Source organism: Microbacterium sp. CSI-V (assembly GCF_001984105.1).
In the GTDB taxonomy this organism is placed as follows: Bacteria; Actinomycetota; Actinomycetes; order Actinomycetales; family Microbacteriaceae; genus Microbacterium.
Map to the genome: position 1 here is coordinate 1 of NZ_MTQM01000009.1, position 16,372 is coordinate 16,372.

The window sequence follows — 16,372 nt, forward strand, 5'->3', positions numbered from 1 at the left end:
CGGGGGGGGGGCGGGGCGGGATGCCGGGAGGTCAGTCGGTGGGGGCGGCCTTCTTCGCCGCGTCGGCGACGGAATCGACGGCGTCGGCGGTCGCCTCGACGGCGGACGCCGCGACGCTCCTGGCATCGTCCAGGATGTCCGACAGGCGGGATTCCTGCTCGTGGTAGGCGTCGCTCAGGTGGTCGGCGAACTCGCCGATCCGGGCGTCGACCTGAGCGAGCAGTTCTTGACCGCGGGGGTCCTTGTTGACCAGGTGCGCGGCGACGAAGCCTCCGGCGATGCCCAATACGAACCAGACGAGGCTTCTCACGTTCACCACTTCTTCCTCGAGCGAGCGCCGCGGACGCGGCATCCCTTCATCGTAGGCGACAGGGTCGCGCGAGCGCGCGCCCGGAGGGATGGATGCCACGCCCCCGGCATCCGCCCGGGAACGACGAAGGGCGCCGGGAGAACCCGGCGCCCTTCGGCTCGTGAGTCGTGGACTCAGCGAGCGGCGTAGTACTCGACGACGAGCTGCACGTCACACGTGACGGGCACCTCGGCGCGCTTGGGGCGACGCACGAGCTTCGCCTGCAGCGTGGCCAGGTCGACCTCGAGGTAACCGGGAACGGGGGGCAGCACCTCGGCGTGCCCGCCGGCGGCGGCGACCTGGAAGGGCTCGAGACCCTCGCTCTTCGGCTTGACGTGGATCTGCTGACCCGGCTTCACGCGGAACGACGGGCGGTCCACGAGCTGGCCGTCGACCAGGATGTGGCGGTGCACGACGAGCTGGCGGGCCTGAGCGGTGGTGCGGGCGAAGCCGGCACGCACGACCAGGGCGTCCAGACGCATCTCGAGGAGCTCGACCAGGTTCTCACCGGTCAGGCCATCGGTGCGACGTGCCTCGTTGAACGCGATGCGCAGCTGCTTCTCGCGGATGCCGTACTGCTCGCGCAGACGCTGCTTCTCGCGCAGGCGGACGGCGTAGTCGCTGTCGGCCTTGCGCTTGGTGCGGCCGTGCTCGCCGGGAGCGTAGGGACGCTTCTCGAGGTAGCGGGCGGCCTTGGGGGTGAGCGCGACGCCGAGGGCGCGCGACAGACGGACCTTGCGGCGGTCCTGGGACTTCGTTGCCACGAAGTGCTCCTTCCGATGACGTGGCCGCGCGTTTCGCGGCTCACGGACGTATCACGCTCTCTTCGCCCTGTCCGGACTGCACGCCGGGGCATGCCGGAAGGTCGGTGAAGAAGAGAGGGGATGCCCGAAAACTCTGTTTCGAACCGATTAAGCCTATCAGACGGCCGTCGCGACGAACGAGGTCCAGGTCAGCGAGAACAGCGGCACGTAGAGCACGGCGACCAGGAGCGCGTGGGTGACGACGAAGGCGCTCGCCTCCAGCGCCTTGCCGGGCTGACGCAGATGGGCGACGAGCTTGCGGAGGAGGGACACGGGATGCCGCACATCCCAGCTGTTCACGCGCAGATAGCGGCCGAGATAGACCCCGACGGCGCCGAGCACGATGACCACCGCCGCCAGGACCCAGCTGGCCGTCGGCGGCACGGCGTCGTCGGGCTCCTCGTAGACGACGAAGAGCGCGTGCAGGATGCCGAGGCTCAGCACCGCGTTGCCGAGACCGGAGAGGGTCAGCACGAGCGTCTGGATGATGTCGTACCAAAGTGGAACCGGGGAGTCCGCCGTCCTATGGCTGAAGTTGAGCTCGGTGATGAGGTACACCGAGTTGGGGAAGAGCAGAAGCCACACGCCCGTCGCGAGGGCGAGGTAGATGGGCAGCACGACGACGCCCGCGTCGGGTGCGACATCGGCCAGACGCGTGAGCACCGGGGCGAGCACCGTGAGCCCGACGACGACACCGATCGCCGTCACGACCGGAAGCGTCGACAGCCCGATGTTCAGCAGCATCGGCCGGTACACAGCGACGCGGTAGATCTTCGCCCGCAGCACGACCAGCACGACCGCGTAGACGTCGAGGACGATCACGGCGGCGGCGGCGAGGAGAGCGGCGGTCACCGCGACAGCGTCGCACGGAACGCACGGGGCCCTCGTGCCGCGGCGTCGGATTTCACCCGCCGTCGAGGATGCGGCGGATCTTCTCGAGCCGGGCCGAGACCTCGCGTTCGGCGCCGTGCGTGGTCGGCTGGTAGTAGCGCTTCCCCCGCAGTTCGTCGGGGAGGTACTGCTGCGCGACGATGCCGATGTCACTGTCGTGCGCGTACTTGTAGCCCTTGCCGTGCCCGAGTCGCTTCGCGCCCGCGTAGTGGGCGTCGCGCAGATGGACGGGCACGCGACCGAACCCGCCGGCCCGCACGTCGGCGATCGCGGCGTTGATGGCGTTGTACGCCGCATTCGATTTCGCCGTGGTCGCGAGGTACACCGTCGCCTCGGCGAGTGGGATGCGTCCCTCCGGCATCCCGATGAAGGCGACCGCGTCCGCCGCGGCGACGGCGATCTGCAGGGCCTGCGGGTCGGCGAGACCGATGTCTTCCGCGGCGGAGATGACCAGTCGGCGGGCGATGAACCGCGGGTCCTCCCCGGCCTCGATCATGCGCGCGAGGTAGTGGATCGCCGCATCCGCGTCCGATCCGCGGATCGACTTGATGAACGCGCTGATGACGTCGTAGTGCTCGTCGCCCTGGCGGTCGTAGCGCAGCAGCGCGCGGTCGACGGCCTGGGAGATGTGGTCACCGGTGATGACGGGCCGCGGGTCGACATCCGCGTCTTCGTCGTCCTCGGCATCGACGTCGCGGTCCTCGGCATCGCCGTCGCGTGCCGCGTCGTCCGCGGCCACGGAGGCGGCGGCCTCGAGTGCGGTGAGCGCACGGCGCGCGTCGCCGGATGCCAGGCGCACGAGCGCCGAACGCGCCTCGTCGCTCAGGACCACACGGTCGTCGAGGCCGCGCGGGTCGGTCACGGCACGATCGACGAGGGCGCCCAGATCGTCGTCGCCGAGCGGGCGCAGGGTGAGCAGCAGCGACCGCGACAGCAGCGGCGAGATGACGGAGAACGAGGGGTTCTCGGTCGTGGCGGCGATCAACACCACCCACCCGTTCTCGACGCCCGGCAGCAGCGCGTCCTGCTGCGCCTTCGTGAAGCGGTGGATCTCGTCGAGGAAGAGGATCGTCGATTGTCCGTACAGGTCGCGCTGGGTGAGGGCCTCCTGCATGACCTCGCGGACGTCCTTCACCCCGGCGGTGATCGCCGAGAGCTCCACGAAACGACGACCGGACGACCGGGCGATCGCCTGCGCCAGAGTCGTCTTGCCCGTGCCCGGAGGCCCCCAGAGGATGACCGAGACGGCGGATCCGGATGCCGAGGAGTCGGTGCCCGCGAGCGTGACCAGGGGCGAGCCGGGGCGCAGCAGATGACCCTGGCCGGCGACCTCGTCGAGGCTCGTCGGGCGCATCCGCACCGCGAGCGGGGTCTGGCCCTGGAAGAGGGCGGAAGCACTGGTCACCGATCCAGGCTAATCGCGACCGCCGACAACGGATCGAGCGCCTTTGGGGGCTCATCGGCGGGGTGCGTAGGATCGGGGCGGTCCGCGAGCGGTGGAAAGAGGTCGATGTGGCGACGGGTGGCAAGGATCGACAGAGTCGTGCGCAGCGCGAGCGGTCGCGGGCGTATCAGGCCCGCCAAGAGCTCCACCGACGTCAGGGACGTCGGCGCACGCGCGACAACGTGCTCGCGCTCGTCGTCGGTCTCGTCGTGATCGGCGCGGCGGTCGGACTGCAGACCGTCTACTTCGTCGCCGGTCCCGGCGCTCCCGCGCCCCAGCCCACGGTCGTCGACACGCCGAGCCCGGCGTCCACCGGCCCGCTGCTGCCCGACCCCTCGGTCTCGCCCACCCCGTGAGCCTGTGACGACGGCATCCGTCGTACTAGGCTCGGAGGGTCCTTCTCCCCCAGGCGGCCCTGCCGCGATGAGGTGCTTTCCGTGACTTCCGTTCCTTCCTCCGACTCCCCCGACACCACCCCCGCCGTCGCCGACGACGACACGGCTGTCGACGAGACCCCCCAGACCGCCGTGGATGAGACCGCGGCCGAGGCCGCTCCGGCCGCCGCCGAAGACGGCGAGGCCGACCAGGATCCCGCCGAGGAGACTCCTGTCGAGGAGACTCCCGCCGAGGAGGCTCCTGTCGAGGAGGCTCCGGACGAGGAAGCGCCCGCCGAGGTGTCTGCTGAGGGGACTCCGGACGAGGAAGCGTCCACCGCCCCCGTCGAAGACGCGGACGCGCCCGTCGAGAGCGCGCCTGCCGCTCCCAAGGCCGCCCCCGCACCCGGTCCGCGGCCCGGACCGCGCCCCGGTGCGCGCGTCGCGGCTCCGGTCGAGCCGTGGGGTCGAGTCGACGAGGACGGCACCGTTTCGGTGCGCGAGGGCGGCGAATGGCGGGTCGTCGGGCAGTACCCCGACGGCACGCCCGACGAGGCCCTGGCCTACTACACGCGCAAGTTCGCCGACCTCGCCGGCGAGGTGACCCTCCTCGAGGTGCGTCACCGTCGCGGCGGTGCATCCGCCTCCGACCTGCGCTCGACCGCGGCCACGGTGCGGGCCAAGGTCGACGGTGCCGCAGCCGTCGGCGACCTCGCCGCACTGCTCGAGCGACTGGACGCCCTGACGGCCGAGCTGGCCGAGGCCACCGAGACCGAAGCGGCAGCGGCCAAGGAAGCCGTCGACGACGCCGTGCGCGAGCGCACCGAGATCGTCGAGCAGGCCGAAGCCCTCGCCGCCCGCGACCCGCAGTCGGTGCAGTGGAAGCAGATGACCGCCGACATGTCGGATCTGTTCGACCGGTGGCAGGCTCACCAGCAGAACGGCCCGCGCCTGCCGAAGTCGACCGCTCAGCAGCTGTGGCGCCGTTTCCGCGACGCGCGAGCGACGGTCGACCGCCACCGCCGCGAATTCTTCTCCGCGCTCGACGAGACGCACAAGTCCGCGCGCGACGCCAAGACGCGCCTGGTCGAGCGGGCCGAGGCGCTCGCGCCCCGCGGCGAGGACGGCATCCCCGCCTACCGCGACCTCCTCGACGAGTGGAAGGCCTCCGGCCGCGCCGGCCGCAAGGTCGACGATGCCTTGTGGGCCCGGTTCAAGGCGGCGGGCGACGCGCTCTACGGCGCCCGCATCGAACGCGAGACCGCCGATGCCGAGGCATCCAAGGAGAAGATCGAGCAGAAGCGCGCCCTGCTGGAGGAGGCCGCGCCGATCGTCGACGAGAAGAACCTCGCGACGGCTCGACAGAAGCTGACCGCGATCCAGCGGCAGTGGGATGAGATCGGCCGCATCTTCCCCCGCGACAAGGAGCGCGTCCTCGACGACGAGCTCCGCAAGATCGAGCAGAGCGTCCGCACCCGCGAGGACGCGGAGTGGAAGCGCAACGATCCGGAGCAGAAGGCGCGTGCCAACGACATGACGCGTCAGCTGACAGACGCGATCGAGAAGCTCGAGGCCGAACTCGCCGCTGCCCAGGCCAAGGACGACAAGCGCGCCGCGGCCCAGGCGTCCGAGGCCCTCGAGGCGCGTCGCACGTGGCTGCGCGCGCTCGGCGGCTGAGCGTTCTCCACAGCTCGGCGTCCCCGGGACGCCGCGGCAGAGACCATCCCGGCACACTGACGGGATGGTCTCTCCTTTTCTGTACTTCCCCGGCGAACGGCTGTCACTGGCGGAGCTGACCGCGGCCTGCCTGGACGGTCTGCTCACGCCCATCGGTGAGGGGTTCATGCCCGCCGACGCCGTCGAGACCTCCTGGATGCGGGCGCGGAGTCTGGCACCCCTGGTCGGCGCGAAGTGGGCGGCGGTTCGATCCAGCGCCGCGTGGATCCACGGCGGCGCCGGCCTCGAACCGGCACGGCATCACCTCCAGCGCGCCTCCGCCGAGCGGGCACGGCCGCCGCGCACGACGGGGGTCGCCACCCACGACGTCCGGATCGCGTCCGCCGACGTCGTGACGATCGCCGGTGTCCTGGTGGCGAGCCCGGAGCGCACGCTGGTGGATCTCGCCCGCTCCGGGAACGACGCCGACGTCGCTGTCGCGCGCGCGTGGGCTCTGGCTGAGCCGCGCCTCGTCGGGGAGGCGCAGCGGTGGCTCGGCCGGCATCCGCGGTTCCCCTTCGGACGTCGGGCCGACGAGCTGCTGAGGACTCTCGGAGTCGAGTGATCCGCGCGGAAGGTCAGGACGAGGTGACGCGATAGACGTCGTAGACCGCGTCGATGCGTCGCACGGCGTTCAGCACGCGGTCCAGATGCACGGTGTCGCCCATCTCGAACACGAACTTGCTGAGAGCGAGCCGGTCGTTCGTCGTCGAGACGGTCGCGGACAGGATGTTGACGTGGTGCTCGCTCAGCACCCGGGTGACGTCGCTCAGCAGACCCGAACGGTCGAGCGCCTCGACCTGGATCTGCACGAGGAACACGCTCTTGGTGGTCGGAGCCCACTCGACGTCGATGAGCCTCTCGGGGTCTTCCCGGAGCGACTTCACGTTCGTGCAGTCGGAGCGGTGCACGGAGACGCCGCTCCCCCGCGTGACGAAGCCGACGATCTCGTCGCCCGGTACCGGGGTGCAGCACTTCGCGAGCTTCACCAGGATGTCGGGGGCGCCGCGCACCAGCACGCCCGAGTCGCCGCCGCGCGGGGCGCGGCTGCGGCCGAACTGCGGCAGATCGATCGGCCCGGTGGAGGTGTCGTCGGCGCTGACGAGCGCCGTGACCTTCTCGATGACCGACTGCGTCGAGACGTGTCCCTCGCCAACCGCCGCGTACAGCGCGGAGACGTCCTCGTAGTGGAACCCGCGCGCGACCTCGGTGAACGAGTCCTGGTTCATCAGGCGCTGCAACGGAAGGTTCTGCCGGCGCATCGCCCGTGCGATGGAGTCCTTGCCCTGCTCGATCGCCTCTTCGCGGCGTTCCTTCGTGAACCAGCCGCGGATCTTGTTGCGCGCACGGGTGCTCTTGACGAAACCGAGCCAGTCCTGGCTGGGGCCCGCGTCCGGGTTCTTCGACGTGAAGACCTCGACGACGTCGCCCGACTGCAGCTCGGTCTCCAGGGGGACGAGTCGCCCGTTGACCTTGGCGCCCATCGTGCGGTGGCCGATCTCGGTGTGCACGGCGTACGCGAAGTCGACGGGTGTCGCGCCCTTCGGCAGACCGATGACGCGGCCCTTCGGCGTGAAGACGTAGACCTCTTTCGCGCCGATCTCGAAGCGCAGCGAGTCCAGGAACTCGCCCGGGTCGGCCGTTTCCGCCTGCCAGTCGGAGATGCGGGCGATCCAGGCCATGTCGGTGTCGGAGGCCTTGGCATCCGTCTTCCCGCCGGCCATCCGCTCTTTGTACTTCCAGTGCGCGGCGACGCCGAACTCCGCCTGCTGGTGCATCTCGTGCGTGCGGATCTGGATCTCGACCGTTCGGCCGCTGGGGCCGATCACCGTCGTGTGCAGCGACTGGTAGAGGTTGAACTTCGGGGTGGCGATGTAGTCCTTGAAGCGGCCCGGCAGCGGTGTCCAGCGCGCGTGGATGGCACCCAGCACCGCGTAACAGTCGCGCACGGTGCCGACGAGGATCCGGATGCCGATCAGGTCGTAGATGTCGTCGAACTCACGCCCCCGCACGACCATCTTCTGGTACACGGAGTACAGCTGCTTGGGGCGCCCCATGACGCGGCCGCGGACGCGGAGCTCGCGAAGGTCGGAGTCGATGTCCTCGATCACGGTCTGCACGTACTGCTCGCGCTGGGGCGTGCGCTGACGCACCAGGCTCTCGATCTCGGCGTAGAGCTTGGGGTGCAGGACGGCGAACGAGAGGTCTTCGAGTTCGCTCTTGATGGCCTGGATGCCGAGGCGGTGGGCGAGCGGCGCGTAGATCTCGAGTGTCTCGGTGGCCTTCTTCGCGGCCTTGTGGGGCGGGACGAAACCCCACGTGCGCGCGTTGTGCAGACGGTCGGCGAGCTTGATCAGCAGGACGCGGATGTCGCGCGACATCGCGACGATCATCTTGCGGACGGTCTCGGCCTGCGCGCTCTCGCCGTACTTGACCTTGTCGAGCTTGGTGACGCCGTCGACCAGCATCGCGACCTCGTCGCCGAAGTCGGCGGCCAGTTCGTCGAGCGGGTACCCGGTGTCTTCCACCGTGTCGTGCAGCAGCGCCGCGGCGATCGCCTTGGGGCCGAGGCCCAGCTCGGCGAGGATCTGCGCGACGGCGAGCGGGTGGGTGATGTACGGCTCGCCGCTCTGACGCTTCTGCCCCTCGTGGGCCTTGTCGGCGACGGCGTAGGCGCGCTCGATGATGCCGAGATCGCCCTTGGGGTGGTGCGTGCGGACGGTGCGCAAGAGCTTGTCGACGTCGTCGCGGCGGGCGGCGCGCGAGAAGATGCGCGGGACCAATCGCCGGAGCGATGACGGCGGCGGCGCGGGGGACGTGGTCTCGGTCATCGATCCCCTCCCCCGGGTGCTGCGATCAGTCTTCCCATCCTACGCCGCGCGGGGCCGGTGCCCGCCGTCAGGCGGGGACACCGGCCTTCGCGCGCGCGGCCACGACGCGGGCGTCGCGCTGCTGGATCGGCTTCTCGCCCTGGCGCAGGAGCGCGTAGAGCGGGACCGCGACGAACAGCGTCGAGTACGCGGCGACGATCGTGCCGACGAAGATCGACAGCGAGATGTCGCTCAGCGTGCGGGCGCCGAGCGGCACACCGATGAAGAGGATCGCACCGACGGGCAGGATCGCCACGACCGTGGTGTTGATCGAGCGGATCAGCGTCTGGTTCGCCGCGAGGTTGACCGACTCCGCGTAGGTGCGTCCCGAGATCTCCCCGTCCTGCCGGGTGTTCTCCCGCACCTTGTCGAAGACGACCGTCGTGTCGTACAGCGAATACGAGAGGATCGTCAGGAATCCGATCACGGCGGCCGGTGAGATCTCGAAGCCGAACACGGCGTAGACGCCGATCGTGATCACGAGCACGTCGACCAGACCGATGATCGCGGCCACCGACATCTTCCAGGTGCGGAAGTACAGGGCGAGGATCACGAACGTCAGCGCGAGGAAGATCGCCAGACCCCACAGCGACTGGCGGGTGACGTCCGCGCCCCAGGTCGGGCCGATGAACGAGTTCGTGACCTCGCTCGTCGGGACCCCGTACCCTTCGGCGAGGGCCGAGGAGACGGCCTGCGTCTGAGCGTCGTCGAGCTGATCCGTCTGGACGCGGACCGCCTGGCCGCTGATCGTGGTCACGCGGGTCGCGGTGCCGGGCACCACGGAGGTCACGGCCTCGGTCGCGATCGCCTGATCGAAGGATGCCGGGTTGGAGACGGTGAACTGCGATCCGCCGGTGAACTCGATCGAGAACTGCACCGGGCGGAACAGCGGGACCAGGGCCGCGCCGATCACGAGCACCGCGGCGATGATGAACCACAGGCGGCGGCGCTGGACGAACGGGAAGGACGTCTTGCCCGAGTAGAGGTCGTTTCCGAGCTGCGTCATGGAGCGCATCAGTCGTCTCCCTCCTTCGTGGGGCGGGTACTGCCCTGGGCTGCGGCGAGCTCCGCGCGCTTGCGCTCCGCGATCGTCTGCCGGCGCTGGGCTTCGCCGCGTGAGCGGTTGGCGCGGCCGGAGACGGCAGCGGCGGGGGCGCGGAACTGCGCGCGACCGCGGTAGACGGCGCCGAGCGCCTCGGGGTCCATTCCCGACAGGGGGTGGCCCGAGCCGAAGAAGCGCGTCCGCGCCAGCAGCTGCATCACCGGGTGCGTGAAGAGGATGAAGATGAGGATGTCGATCGCGGTCGTGAGCCCGAGCGTGAACGCGAAGCCCTTCACGGTGGCATCCGCGAGGATGTAGAGCACGACGGCCGCGAGGATGTTGATCGACTTCGAGATGTAGATCGTGCGCTTCGCGCGCGCCCAGCCGTCCTCGACGGCGGCGGTGATGGACTTGCCGTCGCGGAGTTCGTCGCGGATGCGTTCGAAGTAGACGATGAACGAGTCGGCGGTGAAGCCGATCGTGACGATCAGACCCGCGACGCCCGCCAACGACAGGCGGAAGCCCATCCGCCAGGCCAGGATGCAGAGCAGGACGTAGGTCAGGACCGCCATGACGCCGAGGGACGCGATGATCACCGTTCCGAGCGCGCGGTAGACGATCAGCGAGTAGACGGCGACCAGCCCGAGTCCGATAAGGCCCGCGATGAGGCCGACCTGCAGCTGCTGAGAGCCGAGGGTGGCCGAGACGGTGTCCGAGCTGACGACGGTGAAGCTCAGCGGCAGCGCGCCGTACTTCAGCTGGTCGGCGAGGGCCTTGGACGACTCCTGCGTGAAGCTGCCCGTGATGCTCGGGCGGCCGTCCACGATGATCCCGTTCATCGACGGCGCGGAGAGGACCGTGCCGTCGAGCACGAAGGCGAACTGGTTCAGAGGGGCCTGGGCGCCGTAGAGGCGCTGGCTGATCTTGCCGAAGGTCTCGGTGCCCTGGTCGTTGAAGACGAGGTTCACGGCCCACTGCCCGGTGTTCTGCTCCTGGCCGTTCGTCGCGTTGCTGATGTCGGTGCCATCGAGCTCGACCGGTCCGAGGATGTACTTGATCGACCCGTCTTCGCTGCACGTGATGAGCGGCTGGTCGACGGGAGCCTGGGCCGGGTTGTTCGTCGGGTTGGCGCAGTCGTACGCGAGGAACTGGGCCTGCAGGGCCGGGGTGATCCACGACGTGTCGCTGCCGCTGGTCGGCGACGCGGTGGGTGTGGCCTGCAGCGACGGGTCGGGGGTCGGGTACGGCGTGTTCTGGCCGTCCTCGCCGACGAACGACGTCGCGGGCGAACCGGTGAACAGCACCGCGCGCAGCTGCAGCTGCGCGGAGCTCTGGATCCGCTGGCGCGTGGCTTCGTCGGCCTCGCCGGGGATCTGCACGACGATGTTCTTCCCGCCCTCGGTCGCCACATCCGCCTCACCGACACCGGAGGCGTCGACGCGCTGACGGATGATCGACACCGCCTGGTCGAGCTGGTCCTTGTTGGGGTCGGCGCCGTCGGTGGTCTGAGCTTGCAGGATGATCTGGGTGCCGCCCTGCAGATCGAGAGCGAGGGACGGGGCCCAGGAGCTGGCCTGGAAGACGTACACACCGAGCGAGTTGATGCCGAACAGCACGCCCGTGATGGCGAGCAGTCCGAGCAGTACGCGCCAGGCGTGACGGACGGGAGTTGAGGGCGCCACGGAGTCGGCTTTCTGTGCGGCGGTGAACGGGAAGGGCGGAGGGACGTCAGGCCTGCGGGCGGTCCTTGTCGTCGCGCTCGGCCTCAGCCTGTCGGGCACGGTGGTCGTCGCTGATCGAGGTGATGTCGCCGTCGGCGACGCCGGCGACGTACTCGGCCTCGGACTCCTCGGCCGCGATGAACTCGTCCTCGGTCACGAAGCCCTCGGCGGGGCTCACGATGCGGAGAACGGCCTGGCTGTGCACCTTGATGACCACGCCGGGAGCGATCTCGACCTGGGCGGGCTTGTCGAGGTCTTCACCGTCGTACTCGACGATCGTGCCGTACAGGCCACCCTGCAGCAGCACCTCGGAGCCGGGAACGGTCTGGCGCGCCTTCTCCTCCTGCTCGAGCTTCTGCTTCTGCATGCGACGACGCGAGCTGTAGAACATGAAGACCAGCAGGCCGATCAGCAGAATGATCAGGCCGTAGTTGGCGAAGAAGCTCGCGAAATCCATGGAGGCGGTGCACCTTTCGATTCAGGCGCACCGTGCGGCACTGCCTGTGGGGGTCGGGGAATCCCCCGCCGAGTATAGGTCATCCCCCTTGACTGAATCGGAGCAGTCCGTCGGGGTGGGGAGCGCCGAGGTGGTCGTACGCTTCGGGCGTCGCGACCCGGCCGCGCGGGGTGCGCCCCATGAAGCCGATCCGCACGAGATACGGCTCGACGACCGACTCGATGGTCTCCGGCTCCTCGCCGACGGCGACCGCCAGGGTGCTGAGGCCGACCGGCCCCCCGCGGAACCGTCGTACGAGGGCGTCGAGCACCGCCCGGTCGAGGCGGTCCAAGCCGATGGCATCCACGTCGTAGAGGTCGAGCGCGGCGTCGACCGTGCGGACGTCGGCGTCGCCGGCATCCGTCCCGGTCGAGGGCCCGTGCACGACGAGGTAGTCGCGCACGCGCCGCAGCAGACGGTTGGCGATGCGGGGCGTGCCGCGCGAGCGGCGGGCGATCTCGGTGCGTGCGGTGCCGGGAAGACCGACGTCGAGCATGGATGCCGACCGCGAGACGACCCGCTCGAGCTCTTCCGGCTCGTAGTACTCGAGGTGGGCGGTGAAGCCGAACCGGTCGCGCAGCGGGTTGGGGAGGAGTCCCGCGCGCGTCGTCGCCCCCACCAGCGTGAAGGGAGCGAGGTCGAGGGGGATGCTCGTCGCCCCGGCCCCCTTGCCGACCATGATGTCGATGCGGAAGTCCTCCATCGCGAGGTACAGCATCTCTTCGGCGGAGCGCGCCATGCGATGGATCTCGTCGATGAAGAGCACCTCGCCCGGTGTCAGCGACGACAGCAGCGCGGCGAGGTCGCCCGCGTGCTGGATGGCCGGTCCGCTGGACAGGCGCAGCGGGCGGCCGCTCTCGTGCGCCACGATCATCGCGAGCGTGGTCTTGCCGAGGCCGGGAGGGCCCGAGAGCAGGATGTGGTCGGGCGAGCGCTGCTGGATGCGAGCCGCGTCGAGGAGGAGTTGCAGTTGACCGCGCACCTTCTGCTGTCCGACGAACTCGCTGAGCGAGGTGGGACGCAGGGCGCCCTCGATCGCCAGCTCGGTCTCGTCGTCGGGGGAGCCGGCGTCGCGCACGACGTCAGCCACCGACGGGCTCCTTGCGCGCGGGGCCCAGCAGCGCGAGCGTGAGCCGGAGCAGTGCCTGGACCGAGGCCCGGTCGGCGTCGGCGGCGTTCTCGGCGACGGATGCCACGGCCTCGGCCGCGACGCGTTCGCTCCACCCGAGTCCGATGAGGGCCTGGGTGACCTGCAGGGGTACCTGACCGTGCGGGGCGACCGCGGCCGGGGCTTGCGTCGCGGGGACGGCGAGCTTCCCGGCGAGCTGCACCACGATGAGCTTCGCGGTCTTCGGGCCGATTCCCGATACGCGCTTGAAGGGCGCATCGTCGTCATCGGTGACCGCCTGTGCGATCTGCGGCACCGTCAGCGACGAGAGCACCCCCATCGCGGACTTCGGCCCGACGCCGGTGACGCCGATGAGCTGCGTGAAGACCGTCAGCTCTTCGCGCGTCTCGAAACCGAAGAGCGACAGGGCGTCTTCGCGGACCACGAGGTGCGTGTGCAGGTGGACCTGCGCACCGACGTGGGTGGTCCGCGCGACCTGGGGAGTCACCGCCACCGAGAGCCCCACTCCCCCGACGACCACGACGAGTGCGTCGTCGCCGACGTGCGCGGCGACACCCTGCAGCGAAGAGATCATGGGTCGAGCCTACGCGCCGGTTCGGACCTTTGTTCGAGCGACACGCGTCGCCGGGGCGCTCTGTCGCTTCTCGGCATCGCGCCACGCCCTCTGGGCGGGGGTCAGGGCACCGCCGGTCGCGGGCGCAGCCGCTCCCCCGCGCCAGCCGTGACACAGGGCGATGGCGAGGGCGTCGGCCGCGTCGGCGGGCTGGGGAAGGGCATCCAGGCGGAGTACCCGCGCCACCATCGTCTGCACCTGCAGCTTGTCGGCCGAGCCGTAGCCGGTCACGGCGGCCTTGACCTCGCTCGGCGTGTGGGTGGCCGCGGGGATTCCGTGTTCGGCGGCGAGCAGGAGGGCGATGCCGCTGGCCTGCGCGGTACCCATCACCGAGTGGCGGTTGTTCTGGGCGAACACGCGCTCGACGGCGACGACGTGGGGATCGTGGGCGTTCAGCACCGCGCGGATCCCCGCGGCGATCGCGGCGAGGCGCTTCTCGATGGGATCGGCGACGGCGGAGCGGACCACCCCGACATGCACGAGGGATGCCGTGCGGTCGGGCGAGACGTCGACCACGCCGATGCCGCAGCGCGTCAGGCCCGGGTCGATGCCGAGGACGCGCAGAGAACGAGACACGACCCCCACGCTAGGCGCAGGGGTCGTGGAGAAGGGCAGGGCGCGCCCTTACTCGTCGTTCTCGAGCTCGGCCTGCACCTCGGGGGTCATGTCGAAGTTCGTGTAGACGTTCTGCACGTCGTCGCTGTCTTCGAGGGCGTCGATCAAACGGAAGACCTTGCGGGCGGTGTCGGCGTCGACCTCGACCTTGAGGGAGGGGACGAACTCGACGTCGGCGGAGTCGTACTCGATGCCGGCCTCCTGCAGCGCGGAGCGCACCGACACGAGGTCGCTCGCCTCGGTGATGACGCCGAAGCCCTCGCCGTGCGGCTCGACCTCTTCGGCGCCGGCCTCGAGCACGGCGAGCATGACGTCGTCCTCGGTGGTGCCCTCGGACGGGACCACGATGACGCCCTTCCGGCTGAAGTTGTAGGCGACGCTGCCCGGGTCGGCGAGGGTGCCGCCGTTACGACTGAGGGCGGTACGCACCTCGGCCGCGGCGCGGTTCTTGTTGTCGGTCAGACACTCGATGAGGAAGGCGACGCCGTTGGGGCCGTAGCCCTCGTACATGATCGAGGCGTACTCGACGGCCTCGCCGCCGATACCGGCCCCGCGCTTGATCGCACGGTCGATGTTGTCTTTGGGGACCGAGGTCTTCTTGGCCTTGAGCACCGCGTCGAAGAGCGTCGGGTTGCCCTGGAGGTCCGCCCCACCGAGCTTGGCGGCGACCTCGATGTTCTTGATCAGCTTGGCCCACGACTTGGCGCGGCGGGAGTCGATGACCGCCTTCTTGTGCTTGGTCGTGGCCCATTTGGAGTGTCCGGACATGGGTTCCAGTCTAGAGCGCGGGCGCCGACACCCCGGCGCGGTTGCGGACACGGTCGAGGAAGCGTGCGTGGAAGCGCGTCTCGCCGGTGGATTCGGGGTGAAACGCGAGCCCCAGGAGGTTGTCCTGCTCCACGGCGACGACGCGACCGTCGGGCAGGGTCGCCAGGGGGGTGGCATCCGGGCCCGTCTCGGTCACCACGGGCGCGCGGATGAACACGGCGTGCACCGGCGGCTCGCCCAGGACGGGGACGGCCAGGTCGGTCTCGAACGACTGCGTCTGCGAGCCGAACGCGTTGCGCTGCACCCGGACGTCGAGCCCGCCGAACGTGCGCTGGCCCTCGATCGCGCCGTCGATGTGGTCGGCGAGGAGGATCAGCCCCGCGCACGTGCCGAGCACCGGGAGGCCGTCGGCGATCGCGGCGCGGATCGGATCGAACAGGTCGAACGCCCGCGCGAGCTTGTCGATGACGCTCGACTCCCCGCCCGGGAGCACGAGCCCCTCCACCTCGACCAGCTCCGACGTCCGCCGGACGGGCCGGGCGTCGGCGCCCAGGTCCGCGAGCACGCGCAGGTGCTCGCGGACATCGCCCTGGAGGGCGAGGACGCCGACGCGGGGGCTGTTACCAGCCACGCTCGGCCAGGCGGTGCGGCGCGGGGAGGTCGGCGACGTTGATGCCCACCATCGCCTCGCCGAGACCGCGCGAAGCCTCGGCCACGACCTTCGGGTCGTCGTGGAAGGTGGTGGCCTTCACGATCGCGGCGGCACGCTGCGCGGGGTTCCCGGACTTGAAGATGCCCGACCCGACGAACACGCCGTCGGCGCCGAGTTGCATCATCATCGCGGCGTCGGCCGGGGTGGCCACGCCGCCGGCGGTGAAGAGGACCACCGGGAGCTTCCCGGTCTCGGCGATCTCGGCGACGAGTTCGTACGGGGCCTGCAGCTCCTTGGCCGCGACGTACAGCTCGTCCTTGGTCTTCGCGCGCAGCGCGTTGATCTCGCCCGTGATGGTCCGGATGTGCTTGGTCGCCTCGGAGACGTCGCCGGTCCCGGCCTCGCCCTTCGAGCGGATCATCGCCGCGCCCTCGGTGATGCGGCGGAGAGCCTCGCCCAGGTTGGTCGCGCCGCACACGAACGGAACGGTGAAGTTCCACTTGTCGATGTGGTTGACGTAGTCGGCGGGCGAGAGCACCTCGGACTCGTCGATGTAGTCGACACCGAGCTCCTGCAGGATCTGCGCCTCGACGAAGTGCCCGATGCGCGCCTTGGCCATCACGGGGATCGAGACCGTCGCGATGATGTCGTCGATGAGGTCGGGGTCGCTCATGCGGGCCACGCCGCCCTGCGCGCGGATGTCCGCGGGAACGCGCTCGAGGGCCATGACGGCGACGGCGCCGGCATCCTCGGCGATGCGGGCCTGCTCCGCGGTGACGACGTCCATGATGACGCCGCCCTTGAGCATCTCGGCGAGTCCGCGCTTGACGCGGGAGGTTCCGGTGTCGGTCATTGTCGATTCCCTTCGCGCTTCGGGGCGCTTTTTTGG

Annotated in this window: 17 protein-coding genes; 3 read left to right on the forward strand and 14 right to left on the reverse strand. The window is 70.0% G+C overall.

The annotated features are described in order from the left end of the window. Positions 1–31: 31 nt before the first annotated feature. The 4 genes from CSIV_RS10700 to CSIV_RS10715 all read right to left on the reverse strand — a co-directional run bounded on the left by CSIV_RS10700 (position 32) and on the right by CSIV_RS10715 (position 3,448). A complete protein-coding gene (locus CSIV_RS10700) occupies positions 32–352 on the reverse strand; it encodes an ATPase (protein WP_202400759.1) in 321 nt (106 codons plus the stop codon). 131 nt (positions 353–483) lie between these two features. Further along, positions 484–1,113, reverse strand: coding sequence for a 30S ribosomal protein S4 (rpsD, locus tag CSIV_RS10705; protein WP_076490487.1), 630 nt, complete (start codon positions 1,111–1,113; stop codon positions 484–486). A 156-nt stretch (positions 1,114–1,269) separates the two neighbouring features. After that, positions 1,270–2,004, reverse strand: coding sequence for a DUF1361 domain-containing protein (locus CSIV_RS10710; RefSeq protein WP_077051422.1), 735 nt, complete (start codon positions 2,002–2,004; stop codon positions 1,270–1,272). 52 nt (positions 2,005–2,056) lie between these two features. Next, on the reverse strand, positions 2,057–3,448 hold the full coding sequence (locus tag CSIV_RS10715; RefSeq protein WP_083735115.1) for a replication-associated recombination protein A: 1,392 nt from the start codon (positions 3,446–3,448) through the stop codon (positions 2,057–2,059). 107 nt (positions 3,449–3,555) lie between these two features. Here CSIV_RS10715 and CSIV_RS10720 point away from each other — a divergent pair, with 107 nt between their 5' ends. The 3 genes from CSIV_RS10720 (at position 3,556) to CSIV_RS10730 (ending at position 6,142) form a co-directional block, all read left to right on the forward strand. Continuing rightward, positions 3,556–3,843 (forward strand): dioxygenase, encoded by a 288-nt coding sequence (locus CSIV_RS10720; protein WP_077051423.1) that lies wholly within the window; start codon positions 3,556–3,558, stop codon positions 3,841–3,843. A 513-nt stretch (positions 3,844–4,356) separates the two neighbouring features. Continuing rightward, positions 4,357–5,538: a DUF349 domain-containing protein gene (locus tag CSIV_RS10725; protein WP_077052620.1), complete on the forward strand. Its 1,182-nt coding sequence runs from the start codon at positions 4,357–4,359 to the stop codon at positions 5,536–5,538. 64 nt (positions 5,539–5,602) lie between these two features. Then, the gene (locus CSIV_RS10730) at positions 5,603–6,142 is read left to right on the forward strand and encodes a hypothetical protein (protein WP_077051424.1); all 540 of its coding nucleotides are present in this window, start codon (positions 5,603–5,605) and stop codon (positions 6,140–6,142) included. A 13-nt stretch (positions 6,143–6,155) separates the two neighbouring features. Here CSIV_RS10730 and CSIV_RS10735 read toward each other — a convergent pair whose 3' ends face one another. The 10 genes from CSIV_RS10735 to pdxS all read right to left on the reverse strand — a co-directional run bounded on the left by CSIV_RS10735 (position 6,156) and on the right by pdxS (position 16,336). Next, positions 6,156–8,408 (reverse strand): RelA/SpoT family protein, encoded by a 2,253-nt coding sequence (locus tag CSIV_RS10735; protein WP_077051425.1) that lies wholly within the window; start codon positions 8,406–8,408, stop codon positions 6,156–6,158. A 67-nt stretch (positions 8,409–8,475) separates the two neighbouring features. Further along, positions 8,476–9,462: a protein translocase subunit SecF gene (secF, locus tag CSIV_RS10740; protein ID WP_077051426.1), complete on the reverse strand. Its 987-nt coding sequence runs from the start codon at positions 9,460–9,462 to the stop codon at positions 8,476–8,478. Then, complete coding sequence (gene secD, locus CSIV_RS10745) at positions 9,462–11,171, reverse strand: protein translocase subunit SecD (RefSeq protein ID WP_077051427.1); 1,710 nt, start codon at positions 11,169–11,171, stop codon at positions 9,462–9,464. Before secD ends, secF begins: the two co-directional genes overlap by 1 nt. A 46-nt stretch (positions 11,172–11,217) precedes the next feature. Continuing rightward, the gene (locus CSIV_RS10750; RefSeq protein WP_077051428.1) at positions 11,218–11,667 is read right to left on the reverse strand and encodes a preprotein translocase subunit YajC; all 450 of its coding nucleotides are present in this window, start codon (positions 11,665–11,667) and stop codon (positions 11,218–11,220) included. A 79-nt stretch (positions 11,668–11,746) separates the two neighbouring features. Further along, positions 11,747–12,796 carry a Holliday junction branch migration DNA helicase RuvB gene (ruvB, locus tag CSIV_RS10755; RefSeq protein ID WP_077051429.1) on the reverse strand — a complete coding sequence of 350 codons (1,050 nt, stop codon included), beginning with the start codon at positions 12,794–12,796 and terminating at the stop codon, positions 11,747–11,749. Then, the gene (gene ruvA / locus CSIV_RS10760) at positions 12,789–13,409 is read right to left on the reverse strand and encodes a Holliday junction branch migration protein RuvA (protein ID WP_077051430.1); all 621 of its coding nucleotides are present in this window, start codon (positions 13,407–13,409) and stop codon (positions 12,789–12,791) included. Before ruvA ends, ruvB begins: the two co-directional genes overlap by 8 nt. Before the next feature lie 9 nt (positions 13,410–13,418). Beyond that, entirely contained in the window at positions 13,419–14,024 is a 606-nt protein-coding gene (gene ruvC, locus CSIV_RS10765) for a crossover junction endodeoxyribonuclease RuvC (protein WP_077052621.1), read from the reverse strand. 48 nt (positions 14,025–14,072) lie between these two features. Beyond that, positions 14,073–14,831, reverse strand: coding sequence for a YebC/PmpR family DNA-binding transcriptional regulator (locus CSIV_RS10770; RefSeq protein WP_077051431.1), 759 nt, complete (start codon positions 14,829–14,831; stop codon positions 14,073–14,075). Between the two features lie 10 nt (positions 14,832–14,841). Then, on the reverse strand, positions 14,842–15,462 hold the full coding sequence (gene pdxT, locus CSIV_RS10775; RefSeq protein ID WP_077051432.1) for a pyridoxal 5'-phosphate synthase glutaminase subunit PdxT: 621 nt from the start codon (positions 15,460–15,462) through the stop codon (positions 14,842–14,844). After that, positions 15,452–16,336 (reverse strand): pyridoxal 5'-phosphate synthase lyase subunit PdxS, encoded by an 885-nt coding sequence (pdxS, locus tag CSIV_RS10780; RefSeq protein WP_077051433.1) that lies wholly within the window; start codon positions 16,334–16,336, stop codon positions 15,452–15,454. Before pdxS ends, pdxT begins: the two co-directional genes overlap by 11 nt. Positions 16,337–16,372: the final 36 nt, after the last annotated feature.